This window comes from Brevundimonas sp., from assembly GCF_051860745.1.
Lineage (GTDB): Bacteria > Pseudomonadota > Alphaproteobacteria > Caulobacterales > Caulobacteraceae > Brevundimonas.
In genome coordinates, this window is sequence record NZ_JBHYDN010000001.1 from 182,356 (window position 1) to 198,043 (window position 15,688).

Sequence of the window (15,688 nt, forward strand, 5' to 3'; positions counted from 1 at the left end):
GGTTTGATGCGGTTACAGATAGGCGGCTCGGTCGCCACGGCAAATACCAGAATTCGGGTGCGAGCGAAGCGTCATCGTCTCAGACGGGAACCGCGCGATGCCCCGACGCGGAACCTGTCAGAACCGTAACTTGCGAGCCGGCTCGCAGGATGACAAGGTTCCTTTACTTCACGGAGGGCTCCGGGCCGAGGCTCCGGCCGACAAACAGGCCCTGATCACCGACCTGTTCGAGAAAATCACCCTGTACGACGTCAAGACGACCGGGGTGACCTCTACCCGCCGGATCGATGGCCGCTGGGACGTGACGGTCACCGTCGATGCCCGCAAACTCTATGCGGACGGCGAGGGGGTCGAGACGGCGTCGCCGCTGAACGAGGTGTTCGACGTGGGCCTCTTCACCGCCGAGCCGGGCAAGGGCGCCTTCAACGAGGACGACGTGGTCCTGCTGGAGCGCCGTCCGATCCGGTCGGGGGTGCAGACCCTGCGCTTCATCACCACGCGGGAGCGAAGGTTCGCGGGGGTCGATCCGTTCAACAAATGGATCGACCGCGACTCGAACGACAATGTGCAGGCGGTCAGCGCCGGATGATCTGGGCCGAGAACCGCTCCATTTCCTCCTCCTGCGGGCTCATCTGCAGCAGGAGGAGGTCGAGGCCGGCATCCTCATAGGCCTCGACCCGGGCGGCGATCTGTTCGGGCGTGCCGACCAGCTGCGGGCGGAGTCCGCGGTTGGAGACCGAATATTCCTGGATCTTCAGCTCCCGCTCGAGCTGGGTGCCGGACAGCCACTGATCGAAATTGGCGAAGCCGGGCGGGGGCGAGCCGGCGTCGAGGCCGGGGATGGTGGTGATCCGCGCCTGTTCGGCGAGCGCCTCGGCCTCGCTGTCGCGCACGATGGCGTAGGCGGCCATGCCGTAATGCATCGGCGGCAGCCCCTCGCGTTCGCGGCGCTCGCGCATGTCGGCGATCTTGAGCTTGATGTGCTCGGGCGTGTCGCCGTGCATGACATAGGCGTCGCACTGGCGCGCGATCATGGTCTTGGCGGCGTCGCTCTCCCCGCCGGCGTAAATCACGGGCCGGGGCCGTTTGACCGGCTTGGGCTCCACGATGGCCTGGTCGAGCGTGTAGTAGCGGCCGGAGAAGCTGAACTGCGGCTCGCGCCACAGGCCGTCGACGACCTGGAGCCATTCCGAGGTCCGGGCGTAGCGGTCATCGTGCTCGTCGAACTGGAGGCCGTAGCTGGTCGCCTCCTTCGCCCACCAGGACGACACGACATTCAGGGCCAGCCGTCCGCCGGCGATGTTGTCGATATTGGCCGCCGCCTTGGCGAACAGGGCCGGTTGATGGAAATTCGGACGTACCGCGACCATCAGCTCGATCGAGTTCGTGACCGCCGCCAGCGCCGCCGCCGTCGACCAGGCGTCCAGCGCCGGGGCCTGCACGCCCTTGATGTCGTTCAGGTTCAGTTCGGCGATCAGGGTGAGATCGTAGCCGATCTCTTCCGAGCGCCGGACCAGCCGCGACATCGACTCCCACGAGGCCGCGCCGTCCTCACCGGGGTGGTTGCGCAACCAGCCGCCAAAGACGGGCGCCCAGTATCCATATCTCATGCGGCGGCCTTTCCGAGGACGATCTGATCAACCAGATAGTCGATGAGGTTATCGTGGGGGTCGAAACCGATCACCTTCACCGGGTCGGCGACGAAATTCGACAGGGCGTTGATGTCGTAAAATTTCACCGAGCCGTCCCGATCGTCGACCAGGTATTCGACGCCGCCCACGTCGATCCGCGACGCCTGGGCGATATGTTCGGCCGCGGCGATGATTTCGGGCGGCGGGGTCACGGCCTCGATCTGGATGGAGGCCTTGCCCGGCGCGATCATGCAGACGTCCGCGAGACAGAGGTCGAAGCCGCCGGTCTCCACGCTGCAGGCGTAGAGGAAGCGGCCGTTCAGCGTCTCCACCCGAACGATCCGGTCGCCCCGGGGCGGCGCGTGCTCCTGCACGAGGGCGCAGCTGTTGATCCCCATCGACACGGAACCGGCGGCGACGGCCTCGGCCAGTTCCTCGGGCGTGTCGAAGCGTTGGATGCCGGCGCCGGACCCGCCGATGTCCGGCTTGACGAGGACGGGGAAGCGCAGGCCGGCGGCGGCCTTCGGCAGGTCGGCGGCGCGATGAACCATGCGGGTCTCCGGGGCGCCGTAGCCGAGGCGGCGGATCAGGGAAATCTGCCGGCCCTTGGAGGTATCGACCTCCAGCGCCGGGCCGTTGATCACGCGGGCGCCCTGACCCTCCCAGTGGTCGAACAGGGTGCGGGCGTAGAAGATCGGGTGCTCGGTCTCCCGCAGGAAGGCGGACATGCCGATGCGGTTGAAGATCATCGGCGCGGGCGGGGCGCCGGGCCCGGCGTCGAACACATGGTCGCCGGCGTGGATGCGGCTCCAGTCGATACCCCGGCGGTCGAGCGCGGCGAACAGCGGCTCGAACCATGCGGGGTGCTCATAGAAGATCGCCAGGTCCGTCATGCGCGCTTCACTCCTGCCACCGAGGCTCCGAAGGGCGATCTCGACGTGGGGTCCGATCTGGTGCCGCCGCCCCGATCCGTCAAGGCGGAGATCGGGCTATCGCGTCCCGAACAGCCGGTCTCCCGCATCGCCGAGGCCCGGGACGATGTAGCCGTGGTCGTTGAGGCGGTCGTCGACGGCGGCGGTCCAGATCGGCACATCGGGGTGCCAGCCGCGCAGGCGCTCCAGCCCTTCGGGAGAGGCGACGAGACAGACGAAGCGGAGGTTGGTCACGCCGCGCTCCTTCAGCCGTTCGAGGGCAGCGACGGCGGTGTTGCCGGTGGCCAGCATGGGGTCGATGACAACGCACAGGCGCTCGGCCACGTCGTCGGGCGCGCGGAAATAGTATTCGACGGCGTCGAGCGTCACCGGTTCGCGGTACAGGCCGATGTGGCCGACGCGGGCCGAGGGGACCAGTTCCAGCATCCCGTCCACCAGACCGAGGCCGGCGCGGAGGATGGGGACGAAGACCATCTTCTTGCCGGCGATGCGCTGGCCGGTGGTGGGGCCGACGGGGGTCTCGACGGGGTAATCTTCCAGCGGCAGGTCGCGGGTGACCTCGTAGCAGAGCAGGGTCGATATCTCGCGCAGCAGCTGGCGGAAGCGGGCGGTCGAGGTGTCTTTCGACCGCATGATGCTGAGCTTGTGGGCGACCAGCGGGTGGGCGACGACGGTGACGCCGTCCATCTTGAAGGGCTTGGTCGGCATCAGAATACGGTCCCGTCGGAGAGGATGGTCAGGGGTGGTCCGCCGCCCGGACGACGTTCGGCGGCGGCGCGGCGACCGGCGGCCCATGTTCCGCCCTCCAGCACGCTGGCCAGCGGCATGGCATCGGCGGTGACGCCGAGTTCGGCACGGACCAGCGGCGCGATCCTGTCCAGCAACGCCACGGTCATGGCGCGCCAGCCGACGACCAGCGGATCGGACACCGGCCACGGTTTGGCGGCGTCGGCCGGGTCCTTCAGCGTCAGCACGCCCAGGTCCATGAACAGGCCGCCGTTGCGGTATTCGGCCAGCCCGGTCAGGCCGTCGAGATCGGTCACCTCGACGCCCGCGGTCTGCAGCGGCTCGACCAGTGAATAGCTGAGCCACTGGGACAGTTTGTGGATCGGCACGAGGCCGTCGGTGGCGTCGGCGCGCTTGATCGCCGGGTGCGTCCAGCAGTCGCCGAGATCGACGCCTCCAAGTGTCAGCCGGTCGCGCCAGACGGGGCCGAGCGCCTCCAGCAGGACTTCGAGGATGACGGGGGCGGGCAGGCGGTCCTGATCGTCGGCGCGGTCGACCATGGCGTCGAACAGGCCGCCGGGTCGGGGCTCGTCTTCCAGCGCGAACAGGTCGGGCTGGGCGAGACAGGCCTGACCCAGACGGCGCAGCAGGGCGGCGCGGCCCTCGAGCCCGACCAGCGGGTTCTTGGGCGTGACCTGGAAGCCGCGGGCCAGATCGGCGGCGGTGAGGAAGGTCAGGGCCACGGCGTCGACGCGCCACGGATCGTCCTCGGTAATGGAGAAGGCCCCGGCCTCGAACATCCGCAGCGAGGCGATGGCCAGCCCTTCGGACCGGGTCAGGGTACGGCCGGTGCGGGCGTCCGTGTACGACCAGCCGGGGCCGGAACCCGCGTCGAGCAGGACGGAGACGATGGCGAGGTCGAACTCCGTCCGCGCCCGCGAGGCTGGGTCAAGCCAGTCGCGGGCGTCGGCGACCGGACCCCACAGATCGACGCCGTCGATGGCGAAATGCCGCCAGCGCGCGTGGAAGGGCACGGCCAGGGTCGGATACTGGTCGCGGATGACGGCGGCGACATAGGCCGCGGTCTCCGGCAGGCGGTCGAGGTCGACGCGCCAATGCTCAAGGCCGCCGGCAACGCCGATCTCCAGCATCTCATGGGCCCGTTCGCGGACGGCGGCGGCGTTGAGCAGGCCATGGGCCTGCTGGGTGTCAGAACTGCTCAAGGTCGCGGCCCACCACACGGGTCAGGTCCTCGGCCGACGGCGGCGCGTCGGGGGTGAAATAGCCGGCGGCCTTCTTGGCCTCCATCTCCACCGAGGCGTCGGGGGGAACGAGGTAATCCGGGATCGGCACACGCTCGCCGATCTCGATGCCCGAGGCGGTCAGGGCGTCGTGCTTCATGTTGGACATCGAAACGAAGCGGTCGATCTTCGTTATGCCCAGCCAGTGCAGGATGTCCGGCATGAGTTGCTGGAAGCGGGCGTCCTGGACCCCGGCGACGCATTCGGTGCGCTCGAAATAGGTGGCTGCCTGGTCGCCGCCCGGCTGGCGCTTGCGGGCGTTGTAGACGAGGAATTTCGTGACCTCGCCGAGGGCCCGGCCCTCCTTGCGGTTATAGGCGATCAGGCCGGCGCCGCCGGCCTGGGCCTCGCGGATGCACTCCTCGATGCCGTGGGTCAGATAGGGGCGGCAGGTGCAGATGTCCGAGCCGAAGACGTCCGAACCGTTGCACTCGTCATGGACGCGGCAGGTCAGGCGGCGGTCGGGGTCGGCGATCGCGGCCGGGTCGCCGAAGATGTAGAGGGTGATGCCCCCGATCGGCGGCAGGAAGACCTTGATGTCGGGCCGGGTGACGAGGTCGGCGTACATGCCGCCGGTCTGTTCGAACAGGGTGCGGCGCAGGGCGGTCTCGGTGACGCCGAAGCGTTCGGCGATGCCGGGCAGATACCAGACCGGATCGATGGCGGCCTTGGTCACGGCGACGTCGCCGCTCTCATGCACGATCTGGCCGTCGGCCTTGAGCCGGCCCGCGACGATAGCCTCGCCGATCTCGCCCAGTTGCAGCCGGGCGCGGGTGACGGCGATGGTCGGGCGGATGTCGACGCCGTCGGCCAGCTCACCGGCAAAGTCCTCGGCGACGCGGGCGCCCCAGGGGTCGAGAGAGACGATCTTGCCCGGGTCGCTCCACTGCGGAAACGGCCCCATCGGCGTGGTCGGGGCGGTGTTGGTCAGGTCGGGCCGGTTGTTGGCGGCCATGGCGCCCGAGGACACCGCCAGCGCCCGATAGACCGAATAGGCCCCGCCGTGGGCGCCGATGGCGTTGCGGTCGCTGCCCGAGTTGACGGTGCCGATGACGGGCCCGCGTGCCTTCGCGGTTGCCGCACCCCATTCGATCGGAAAGCGGCTGACGGTCCCCGCGCCGGGGTGGGAGTTGAGCCGGATGTGGCTCGGTCGGTTGGACATGGTTCCTCACTCGATCCGGCTTGTTGTTTTTCTTGCGCCGGACTCATCAGGACACACCGGTTGTGACTCGCTGTCCAGCCCTGACGCACTTGGATGTGTCATCGCCGATGGGGCCCAAACGGCACAACGATCCCAACTGCTATCGTCATTCCGGGTCTGCGCCTCGCAAGCGAGGCTCCGCCCGGAATGACGATAGCAGAGGAGCGCTTGACTCCCTCACACAGTATGTCGCATACACTGTGTGTCACACACTATGTGACATGGTGGTATTTGGCAGGGGAGCGGCATGAGCGTCGATCCGGAACTTTACGAAGGCATGCGGCTGGAGCTGCGGCGCGGGTCGCTGGTGCTGGCGGTGCTCGCCTGCCTCAGGACCGAGCGGTATGGCTACACCCTGCGCCAGGCCCTGGCCGCCGACGGGCTCGAGATGGAGGAATCGACCCTCTATCCGCTGCTGCGCCGGCTGGAGAGCCAGAGTCTGCTGAACAGCGAATGGCGCGAGGAGGAGAAGCGGAAGAAGCGCTTCTACGTCCTGTCGCCCATGGGCACGGCCATGCTGGCCGCCCTGACCGACGAATGGCGGGGCATCAACGCCTCGCTCGACAAGATTCTTTGAGATTGGGCTGAAGGGGAAAAGCCATGGACATGATCGACCGCTATCTGAACGCCGTCGCCGCGCAACTGCCGCAGGACGAACGGGCTGACATCACCGCCGAGCTGCGTGACCTGATCCTGAGCCGGTTCGAGGCGAAGGAAGAAGAGCTGGGGCGCGCCCTGACCGAGGACGAGCAGGAGGCCATCCTGCGCGAGATCGGCCATCCGCTGGTCGTGGCGGCGCGGTATCGCAAGGGGCCGGACTCGCTGGTTGGGCCGGAGCTGTTTCCCTACTGGCTGTTCGGGGTGAAGGCCGGGCTGATGGTGCTCGGCGCAATCCACGCCATCCTGCTGCTGCTCCGGCTGCTGGGCGGACCCGCCGACGCCGGTCAGGCCATCGCCCAGGCGTTCCACAGCTTCTTCGGCGCCGGACTGATGCTGATCGGCGCAGCGACCCTGGCGGCGGCGATCTTCGAGCATCAGGGCATCCGGCCGTCGTTCCTGAGGAGTTGGCGCGTGAAAGACCTCGGCGCCTTCGGCCTGTCCGACCCGGCGGCCTGGCGCGCCTCGATGGGCGGGACGGAGGCGGCGAAGGCCACATGGATGCCGAAAGGGCGGGCGAAGGCCTGGCCCGGCGGCGAATATCTGTTCTCGTTCCTCGCGGCGGGCATGTTCGTGCTGTGGTGGGTCGGCGTGCTGCACTTCCCGCCGTTCAGCTCGATCGAACTGCGCGGTCAGGATGCGGTGGTGAGCGCGGCGCCGGTCTGGTCGACCCTGTTCGCGCCGATCCTCGTCTATGCCCTGATCCAGATGTCGGTCGATCTGAACAGCGTGTTCCGGCCCCATGCGGTCCGGCTGCGCGCCCTGGCCCGGATACCGGTCGCCTTCGCCGGCCTGTGGCTGACGTGGAGGATCAGCGAAGCCGGCCACTGGTTCACCCTGACGCGGGGCGAGGAGACGGCGCGCATTGCGGGCGACTGGTCCCTGCTGGACCTCAACCTCCTCCAGGCGCTGGGCGACGGCGGCCGGGATCTGGCAGGCGTGGCCTCGACCCTGTCGGTGGTGATGGTGTGGGCGCTGGCCATTTCGGCGCTCAGCCTGATCTGCAGCATCTTCCTGAACCTGTGGCGGCTGGCGCGGGGGTAGCAATCCTCCCCCGATGGGGAGGATGCCCATGTCCGAAAACCGCGAGACTTCCAGGACCGCAGCGATCATTCTGCGGCCATGGAAAACGTCGGCGAACTCGATCAGGAGGCCTGCTACCGCGCCGTGCTGACGCGGGATGCGCGGTTCGACGGGCGGTTCTTCGGCTGTGTGAAGACCACGGGCATCTACTGCCGGCCGGTCTGTCCGGCGCGGACCCCCAAGCGGGAAAATATGTTCTTCGTCGTCTCGGCGGCGGCGGCCGAGGAAGCAGGGTTCCGCGCCTGTCTGCGCTGCCGGCCCGAGACGGCGCCCGACATGGGCGCCTGGCGCGGCACGTCGAATACGGTCAGCCGGGCCTTGGCCCTGATCGAGGCGGGGGCGCTGGATGAGGGCGACGTCGACGGACTGGCCGGGCGGCTGGGCGTCGGCGAGCGGCATCTGCGGCGGCTGTTCCGACAGCATCTGGGCGCCGCGCCGGTCAGCGTGGCCCAGACGCGCCGGGTGCTGCTGGCCAAGGCGCTGATCCACCAGACCGACCTGTCGATGGCGCAGGTGGCGCTGGCCTCCGGCTTCGGCAGCGTGCGCCGCTTCAACGAGACCTTTCAGGCCCTGTACGGCCGTCCGCCCTCGGCGCTGCGGCGGCGCGGCGAGAGGGTGCACGAGGGCGGAGTGCGGCTGAGCCTGCCCTACCGCCCACCCTATAACTGGGACGCCATGTTCGCGGCCTTGACGGCGCGGGGCGACGCGGTTGAGGGGCGGCGCTGGTCGCGGCTTCTGACCCGGGACGTGGACGGCGCCGAGGGCTCGGTCACGGTCGAGCCGGCGGAGGCGGGACGCGTCTCGGTCTGCGTCGAGGCGGACGACCTCAAGGCCCTGCCGGGTGTTCTCGCGCGGGTGCGGCGGGTGTTCGACCTGTCGGCGGACCCCGAAGCCATAGGGCGCGACCTGTCGGCCGATCCGGTGCTGAAGCCGCTGGTCGCGGCGCGGCCCGGCCTGCGGCTCCCCGGCGACTGGATCGACGACGGAGCCGAGGCGCCGAATGACCGGCTTGATGATGAAACCCTCGCCACCCGCGCCGAAACCTGGCGCCCTTGGCGGGCCTATGGGGCGCTGCATCTCGCGTGTGCGGGGATCAACGGCGCCGACTTGATGGAGAGCGACGATGCGAAACGCGCAGCCTGAGACCCTGACCCTCGACAGGATCGCCACGCCGGTGGGCGAGGTGCTGCTGGTCACCGACGCGGCGAGCGCCGTGCGGGCGCTGGACTTCGCCGACTATGAGGCGCGGATGACGCGGCTGCTGGCTCGCCATGCGCCCGGCGCGGTGTTGGTCGAAGGGCGGGCGCCGGAGACGGTGCGGCGCGCGGTCGAGGGCTATTTCGGCGGTGATGTGCAGGCCCTCGACGGGGTCGCGGTCAGGACCGGCGGAACGGATTTCCAGCGAACGGTGTGGAAGGCGCTGCGGGCCATTCCAGCCGGCGAGACGCGGACCTATGGCCAGTTGGCTGTGGCGATCGGCTCGCCGAAGGCCGTGCGCGCCGCGGGCCTTGCCAATGGTCAGAACCCGATCGCCGTCATCGTGCCCTGCCACCGGGTGATCGGCGCGAACGGGACGCTGACCGGCTATGCGGGCGGGCTTGAGCGCAAGCGCTGGCTGCTCGACCACGAGCGCCGCGCCTGAGGGGTCAGAATTTGTAGTTGAGACCCACCTGGATGATCGGGAACAGGCCGTAGCCCTCGGCCTCGTCGGTGATGTCCTGGCTCTCGTCCCGCAGCCGGGCCTGGAAGGTCGGGTCGTTGGACAGGGTGCCGCCGGTCGAGGTCAGTGCGACCTCGGGCGCGTCGCTCCAGGCCACGCCGGCGACGGCGCGAAACCCCCAGCGGCCGCTGCGGTAGAAGGTGTCGTCCCAGCCGAGGCCGACGAAGGGCGCGACGCCGCTGAGCTTGATGGCGCCGTTCAGCGTGCCGACCTGGCCGGGTGTATAGCTCTGGCCGCCGATCTCCACCGGTCCTGTCGGCGTGGCGGCCAGGGCGATGTCACGGTCGCCGACATAGGCTCCGCCCGAGATCAGAAAGCCGTTGGCCAAGGGATGCATGTCGATGAAGCCGCCGACCGTGTCGAAGGTGAGGTCGCCGTTGTAGTCGATGCCGTCATAGCTTTCGTCGGCGTCCCAGGTCAGGCGGTCCAGCGATCCCCGGAGGGTGAAGATCGGGCCCAGCTTGACCTGTACATCCAGGCCGACCCCGGACGTGCCCGCTGTGGCGCCGACGGCGACGCCGGGTTCCGACGATTGCGCCATCGCCGATCCGGCGGACAGAAGCAGGGCGGCGGCCAGCACAGGGATCAAACGCATGGGACTCTCCAAGGACACGGCCCCTTGCAACCTGTTCCGGTTAAGATCGTGTTTCTCATGTTCGGGACGGCCGTCGCGTGAGGTCTTGACCGGAACCGGTGTCCGGGCGTCATCTGGCGTCGGGATGCTGGGGAGCAAGACCATGAGACCGACGCTGCTTGCGGCGCTGTGCGCCATTCTCTGCGCGGGGCCGACCGTCGCACTGGCCCAGGACGAGGACGACTGGGAGTTCCAGCACGAGGCCAGCCTGAACCAGATGGTCGCCGCGGTCCGCTATGACGCGGGCGTGGCCATCGTCGTTCAGTGCCGGGACAACGCGCTTTCGGCCGCCCTGATCGGCATGCCCGCCGGCGTCGGCGGTCTCGAGGTGCAGGCGAGGCGCGCGGACGGCCGCACCGACGTCCAGACCTGGGCGCCCGGTCCGGCGCCGGGCATCCTGCTCAGCACCGTGCCCGCGCGGGATATCCGCTTCATGCGCGGCGGCGGCCTGTATTCGGTCCGCACGGTGGAAGGGGCGCCGCGGGCCCTGCGCACCAATTTCGACCTGCCGACGCAATCCGCCAATCTGGACCGGGTTCTGGCCGCCTGCGGCTGGGGCCTGACGGATGATCGTGACCAACTGATCAGGGCCGGCAGCGAGGTCAGCTTCCGGGATCCCGATGCGCCGCCGGTGCGCCTGCCGCAACCCCGGCGTGGACGCGGAGCCCGGCCGGGGATGCCCGACGCGCCGGAGGCGCCTGCGCCCAGCGTGCCCGTGCTTGAACCGGCGGAAAGCCAGATCAGCTGCGTCCTGCGCGCTATGCGGTTGACGGTCTGCCGGCTCGACCATCCGCCGACCGCAGCGGGGAACGAGGCCGCGCGGTCGCTGCGCAGGCTGGAGGGCGTCCAGATGTACGCTGCGGATGCCGCCGCGGCGGAAGGCAAGGTCGTCTACACGGCCGGTCCCCGCACCGTGACCGTGATCGACTACATCGCCATCGGCCGTTAGCCGGGGGCTTGCAATTCGCCGCCATCCGCCTAGATTGCACCTGCTTATGCTGAAAGTGAGCATAAGTCGGCGGCGGTCACTCGATCAGTCGCCGTTCTTCAGGCTTCTGATTTGCTCAGATAGAGCAAAAGGGATGCGGAATGGCTGACGGCGCGTTCGGATTGTCCAGGGAACTGGCGCAGGAGACCGCCCCGGTCTGGGCCAAGGTCAAGGACCATGTCACGCCCATGGAGTGGCCGGCGCAAGCCGCGCTGATCAGCGAGATCAATGCGCTGAAGAAGACCCGCGACGCCGTCATCCTGGCCCACAACTATATGACGCCCGAGATATTCCACGGGGTCGGCGACTATGTCGGCGACAGCCTTGGTCTGGCGAAGGAGGCCGCCCGGTCGAAGGCGAAGGTGATCGTCCAGGCGGGCGTGCATTTCATGGCCGAGACCTCGAAAATCCTGAGCCCCGACAAGACGGTGCTGATCCCCGACCTGCGCGCCGGATGCTCGTTGGCGGCCTCGATCACGGGCGCCGACGTGCGGCTGATCAAGCAGCGCTATCCGGGCCTTCCGGTGGTCACCTATGTCAACACGACCGCAGACGTGAAGGCCGAGACCGACATCTGCTGCACCAGCGCCAACGCCGTGCAGGTGGTGGAATGGGCGGCGAAGGAATGGGGCGTCGACCGCGTCATCCTGATCCCCGACGAGTTTCTGGCCCGGAACGTCGCGGCCCAGACGACGGTCGGCATCATCGCCTGGAAGGGCCGCTGCGAGGTGCATGAGCGATTCACCGCCGCCGACATCGCCGAGATGCGTCTGGCGTATCCCGGGGCGGAAATCCTCGCCCACCCGGAATGCCCCGAGGATGTGCTGGCGGCCTCGGATTTCGCCGGCTCGACCGCGGCCATGATCGACCATGTGACGGCGCGCAAACCGAAGCAGGTGGTGATGATCACCGAATGCTCGATGGCCTCGAACGTCGCCGGCGACCTGCCGGAGGTCCAGTTCATCGGGCCCTGCAACCTGTGCCCCTACATGAAGCGGATCACGCTGGAGAACATCCGCGACTGCCTGTTGAACATGCAGTTCGAGGTGACGGTGCCCGAGGACATCGCCGAACGCGCGAGGCTGGCCGTGCAGCGGATGGTCGACCTGCCGCCGCCGACGGTCCCGGCGCGCTACGACATGATCAAGGCGCGACACCATGTGGCGGTGGAGCTGATCTGATGCACTACCTGCCTCCTGTCCGTGCGGTAGCGACGATCGACACACGCAGCCTGCGGCTTCTCGCCCTGCTGGCCTTGTGGCGGCGTTCGGAAAAGGCCACGTCGTCGGGATGACAGACAGCCATACGCCTCGCCCCGGTCCCTGGGATCAAAAGCCTGAACCGGCCGCCCCCGCACGGGACGCGGCTGTGGCTGGCCGGGGTCCGCCCCGCGCTGCGGAGCCGCCGCTGGACAAGGGCCAACATCCGGTCTGGGCGGTGGTCTCGACCCTGCTGCTGGGCGGCTTCATCTGGTGGATCAGCCAGAGCTGGGTGATCGCGGTGGCCGCCATCTGGGGGCTGTTCGTCCATGAGTATGGTCATGTGCTGGCGATGAACCGGCTCGGCATGGGGCCGGCGAAAATCTACATCATCCCCTTCCTCGGCGGGGTGGCGAAGAGCCAGCGCCTGCCGAAGAGCGAGTGGGACGGGGTGCTGGTTTCGCTGGCCGGGCCGGGTTTCGGCCTGCTGGCCGCCATCCCTTTCTTTGCGGGTTTCATCGCCACGGATCGGGGGGAATGGCTGCTGGGCGCGGCGGTGATCGCCCTGATCAATCTGGTCAATCTGGCCCCGGCGCCGCCGCTGGACGGCTCCAAGGCCCTCGGACCCGTGCTGGCGCGCATCCACCCGAACGTCGAACGCGGGGCCATGGTGCTGATCGGCGCGTTGGTGGTGTTCTGGGGCCTGACCACGGGCCGGTTCATTCTGGCCGCCTTTCTCGCCATCGCCCTGATAGGTCACCTGCGTCGTGGCATGTGGCGGCCTGAAGGGCGGCCCCTAACCGGCCGCGAGGCGGGGCAGAGTGTCGGCCTGTTCCTCGCCGCGACGGTTGCCTGTGTCGGCGTGGGCGTGGCGGCGCTGATGCCGCTGGCCGGCGGCTCGCTGCCTGGCGCCCTGACCATGGCCGGCGGCTTTCTTGGGTTCGGCGGTTGAGCCGTATCGTCCATAATGACGGGCCGCTGATCATCGGCGGCGGACTGGCGGGGCTGTCGGCCGCGCTGGAGGCCGCGCCGCGCAAGGTGCTGGTGGTGACGCCCGCGCCCCTGCTCGAGGCCTGTTCCTCGGCCTGGGCCCAGGGCGGGGTGGCGGCGGCCCTGTCAGCGGATGACGCGCCGGCGCTGCACGCAGCGGATACCGCGGCGGCCGGGGCTGGTCTGGTCGAGCCTGGGGCGGCGGAGATCCTGACCGGAGACGGGCCCGCCACCGTCGAATGGCTCGCATCGCTGGGCGCGCCGTTCGACCGCGACGCCGCGGGCAATTTCGCCCTCAGCCTCGAAGCCGCCCATTCCCATGCCCGGGTGGCGCGGGTCGGCGGCGACGGGGCCGGGCGGGCGATCCTGTCGGCCCTGATCGCGGCGGTGCGCGCCGCGCCGCATATCGAGGTCTGGGAAGATGGGCGGCTGCGCGGTCTGGTCCAGGATGCGAGCGGTCGGGTTCGCGGCGCCCTGATCGAGCGCGGGGGCGCCGGTTCGGGGCGGATGATCGAGGTGCTGGCTCCTGCGGTGGTGCTGGCCACGGGCGGCGCCGGCGGCCTGTTCGCCCAGACCACCACGCCGGCCGCCCTGCTGGGCGAAGGCCTGGCGGCGGCCTATCGCGCGGGCGCTGAAATTCTCGACCCGGAGTTCGTGCAGTTCCATCCGACCGCCATCGACGTCGGTCTGGACCCCATGCCGCTGGCCACCGAGGCCTTGCGGGGCGAGGGCGCGCGGCTGATCGACCGGGACGGTCGGTTCCTGCTGGGCGAGGCGGCGGACGCCGACCTGCAGCCGCGCGATGTGGTGGCGCGGGCGGTGCATGCGGCGCGGGCCGAGGGACGCGGCGCTTTTCTGGATTGTCGCGGCGCCATCGGCGCGGCCTTCGCCGGGGAATTCCCGGCAGTCTTCGCCACCTGTATGCGGGCCGGGCTGGACCCGCGTGAGACGCCGATCCCCGTCGCTGCTGCGGCCCACTATCACATGGGCGGGATCGCCGCCGGACCGGACGGCCGGACCAGCTTGCCGGGCCTGTTCGCGGTCGGCGAATGCGCCGCGACAGGCGTGCACGGCGCCAACCGGCTGGCCTCCAACTCCCTGCTGGAGGCCGCGGCCTTCGGACGGCGCACGGGCCGGGCGGCGGCGCTGGAGACCCGGGGCACAGGCGCGACCCTGCCGTCGCCTGTCGCGCCGGATCTGTCGCCGGACGCGCTGCAGACACTGCGCGAGGCGATGAGCGCGGGCGCGGGCGTGGTGCGGAACGGGTCGGGCCTGACCGCAACGCTGGCCGTTATCGCCCGGCTGGAGACCCGGACGCCCGGCGCCCTGCCGTTGATCGCCGCCCGGCTGATCGGCGAGGCGGCGCTGGCGCGGCGTGAGAGCCGGGGCGGACACTTCCGCTCGGACTATCCTGAGACAGCGGCCCTCGCCGGCCATACCCACGTCCACGCCGACCCCGCCCTGGTCGCCGCGGCCTGAACGAGCGCTCGATGATCCGATCCCTCCCTGACATCCTGATCGAACCCATTGTGCGCATGGCGCTGGCCGAGGACCTCGGCCGGCGGGGTGATGTGACGGCGCAAGCCTGTATCCCCGAAGGCGCGCGGATGCGGGCCGTGTTCGCCGCGCGCAAGGCGGGGGTGCTGGCGGGCATCGACTGCTTACGCCTGGCCGTGCTGGCGATGGACCCCGAGGCGTCGATCCAGCTGAAGCTGCGCGACGGCGACGCCTTCGCGGCTGGCGCGGTGCTGGCCGAGGTCGAGGCTGACGCACGCGCCTTCCTCGCCGCCGAGCGGACGGCGCTGAACCTGCTGGGGCGGCTGTGCGGGATCGCCACCCTGACGCGCGCCTATGTCGAGGCCGTCGCCGGCGCCAAGGCGCGGATCGCCGATACGCGCAAGACGACCCCCGGCCTGCGCGCGCTGGAGAAGCACGCGGTGCTCTGCGGCGGCGGGGTCAATCACCGGTTCGGGCTGGATGACGCCATTCTGATCAAGGACAACCATGTCGCCGTCTGCGGCGGGGTGGGCGAGGCCGTCCACCGGGCGCGCGCCGCCGTCGGTCATCTGATGAAGGTCGAGGTCGAGGTCGACGGGCTGGATCAGCTGGACGAGGCGTTGGCCGCCGGGCCCGACGTGATCATGCTGGACAATTTCACCGTGCCGATGCTGCGCGAGGCCGTGGCCCGCACGGCCGGGCGGATCTCGCTGGAGGCGTCGGGCGGGGTCAATCTGGCGACGGTGCGCGGCATAGCGGAGACGGGCGTGGACGTGATCTCGGTCGGCGCCCTGACCCATTCGGCGCCGGCGCTGGATGTCGGTCTGGACGTCTCGCCCGCCTGAATGGCGAACGCCGTTCCGGAACAGGGCGGCGATCCGGCGGGTTCAGGGAGTCACAGAAGGAGACTTCGATGACCCATGCTCCCCGCATACCCAAGGAACAGCGCAGCTACGCCGACAAGGGCGGGCAGGCGGTCGAGGACGTCACGGACAGCGACCGGCGCGACCTCGAGACCGAAATCCAGACCGGCCAGCCCGGCGACTCCGACGTCAACCTCGACACCCAGGGCCGGTTCGGCAATCTGAAGCAGAATCTGATGAACCAGTGGAAGGTTCGGGACCGGTGA

17 protein-coding genes are annotated in these 15,688 nt (G+C 69.4%); 11 read left to right on the forward strand and 6 right to left on the reverse strand.

The window, feature by feature from the left end:
- Nucleotides 1–97 precede the first annotated feature (97 nt).
- Nucleotides 98–589, forward strand: coding sequence for a hypothetical protein (locus tag ACTIEW_RS00835; protein WP_439476008.1), 492 nt, complete (start codon nt 98–100; stop codon nt 587–589).
- Here the strand turns inward: ACTIEW_RS00835 and ACTIEW_RS00840 are convergent.
- From ACTIEW_RS00840 to ACTIEW_RS00860, 5 genes are all read right to left on the reverse strand, one after another.
- Nucleotides 576–1,610: an LLM class flavin-dependent oxidoreductase gene (locus tag ACTIEW_RS00840; protein ID WP_439476009.1), complete on the reverse strand. Its 1,035-nt coding sequence runs from the start codon at nt 1,608–1,610 to the stop codon at nt 576–578. The genes ACTIEW_RS00835 and ACTIEW_RS00840 overlap by 14 nt on opposite strands.
- A complete protein-coding gene (locus ACTIEW_RS00845; protein WP_439476010.1) occupies nt 1,607–2,524 on the reverse strand; it encodes an ATP-grasp domain-containing protein in 918 nt (305 codons plus the stop codon). The genes ACTIEW_RS00840 and ACTIEW_RS00845 overlap by 4 nt, the downstream gene beginning before the upstream one ends.
- Before the next feature lie 96 nt (nt 2,525–2,620).
- The gene (gene upp / locus ACTIEW_RS00850; RefSeq protein WP_439476301.1) at nt 2,621–3,250 is read right to left on the reverse strand and encodes a uracil phosphoribosyltransferase; all 630 of its coding nucleotides are present in this window, start codon (nt 3,248–3,250) and stop codon (nt 2,621–2,623) included.
- A gap of 20 nt (nt 3,251–3,270) precedes the next feature.
- Nucleotides 3,271–4,512: a URC4/urg3 family protein gene (locus ACTIEW_RS00855; RefSeq protein ID WP_439476011.1), complete on the reverse strand. Its 1,242-nt coding sequence runs from the start codon at nt 4,510–4,512 to the stop codon at nt 3,271–3,273.
- Nucleotides 4,499–5,752: a GTP cyclohydrolase II gene (locus ACTIEW_RS00860; protein ID WP_439476012.1), complete on the reverse strand. Its 1,254-nt coding sequence runs from the start codon at nt 5,750–5,752 to the stop codon at nt 4,499–4,501. The genes ACTIEW_RS00855 and ACTIEW_RS00860 overlap by 14 nt, the downstream gene beginning before the upstream one ends.
- 286 nt (nt 5,753–6,038) lie before the next feature.
- On the opposite strand from ACTIEW_RS00860, the gene ACTIEW_RS00865 reads away from it, so the two are divergent.
- The 4 genes from ACTIEW_RS00865 (at nt 6,039) to ACTIEW_RS00880 (ending at nt 9,173) form a co-directional block, all read left to right on the forward strand.
- Nucleotides 6,039–6,368 (forward strand): PadR family transcriptional regulator, encoded by a 330-nt coding sequence (locus tag ACTIEW_RS00865; protein ID WP_439476013.1) that lies wholly within the window; start codon nt 6,039–6,041, stop codon nt 6,366–6,368.
- A 23-nt stretch (nt 6,369–6,391) separates the two neighbouring features.
- Nucleotides 6,392–7,492 (forward strand): hypothetical protein, encoded by a 1,101-nt coding sequence (locus ACTIEW_RS00870; protein ID WP_439476014.1) that lies wholly within the window; start codon nt 6,392–6,394, stop codon nt 7,490–7,492.
- Between the two features lie 78 nt (nt 7,493–7,570).
- A complete protein-coding gene (locus tag ACTIEW_RS00875) occupies nt 7,571–8,674 on the forward strand; it encodes a bifunctional transcriptional activator/DNA repair enzyme AdaA (RefSeq protein WP_439476015.1) in 1,104 nt (367 codons plus the stop codon).
- On the forward strand, nt 8,655–9,173 hold the full coding sequence (locus tag ACTIEW_RS00880) for a methylated-DNA--[protein]-cysteine S-methyltransferase (protein ID WP_439476016.1): 519 nt from the start codon (nt 8,655–8,657) through the stop codon (nt 9,171–9,173). Before ACTIEW_RS00875 ends, ACTIEW_RS00880 begins: the two co-directional genes overlap by 20 nt.
- A 4-nt stretch (nt 9,174–9,177) precedes the next feature.
- Here ACTIEW_RS00880 and ACTIEW_RS00885 read toward each other — a convergent pair whose 3' ends face one another.
- Nucleotides 9,178–9,846, reverse strand: coding sequence for a hypothetical protein (locus tag ACTIEW_RS00885; RefSeq protein ID WP_439476017.1), 669 nt, complete (start codon nt 9,844–9,846; stop codon nt 9,178–9,180).
- A gap of 142 nt (nt 9,847–9,988) precedes the next feature.
- Here ACTIEW_RS00885 and ACTIEW_RS00890 point away from each other — a divergent pair, with 142 nt between their 5' ends.
- From ACTIEW_RS00890 to ACTIEW_RS00915, 6 genes are all read left to right on the forward strand, one after another.
- A complete protein-coding gene (locus ACTIEW_RS00890) occupies nt 9,989–10,834 on the forward strand; it encodes a hypothetical protein (protein WP_439476018.1) in 846 nt (281 codons plus the stop codon).
- A 140-nt stretch (nt 10,835–10,974) separates the two neighbouring features.
- A complete protein-coding gene (nadA, locus tag ACTIEW_RS00895) occupies nt 10,975–12,054 on the forward strand; it encodes a quinolinate synthase NadA (protein ID WP_439476019.1) in 1,080 nt (359 codons plus the stop codon).
- Nucleotides 12,055–12,241: 187 nt separating this feature from the next.
- Nucleotides 12,242–13,024 carry a metalloprotease gene (locus ACTIEW_RS00900; protein WP_439476020.1) on the forward strand — a complete coding sequence of 261 codons (783 nt, stop codon included), beginning with the start codon at nt 12,242–12,244 and terminating at the stop codon, nt 13,022–13,024.
- Entirely contained in the window at nt 13,021–14,541 is a 1,521-nt protein-coding gene (locus ACTIEW_RS00905) for an L-aspartate oxidase (RefSeq protein WP_439476021.1), read from the forward strand. The genes ACTIEW_RS00900 and ACTIEW_RS00905 overlap by 4 nt, the downstream gene beginning before the upstream one ends.
- Nucleotides 14,542–14,552: 11 nt before the next feature.
- Nucleotides 14,553–15,404, forward strand: coding sequence for a carboxylating nicotinate-nucleotide diphosphorylase (gene nadC / locus ACTIEW_RS00910; RefSeq protein ID WP_439476022.1), 852 nt, complete (start codon nt 14,553–14,555; stop codon nt 15,402–15,404).
- 68 nt (nt 15,405–15,472) lie between these two features.
- Nucleotides 15,473–15,688 (forward strand): hypothetical protein, encoded by a 216-nt coding sequence (locus ACTIEW_RS00915; RefSeq protein ID WP_439476023.1) that lies wholly within the window; start codon nt 15,473–15,475, stop codon nt 15,686–15,688.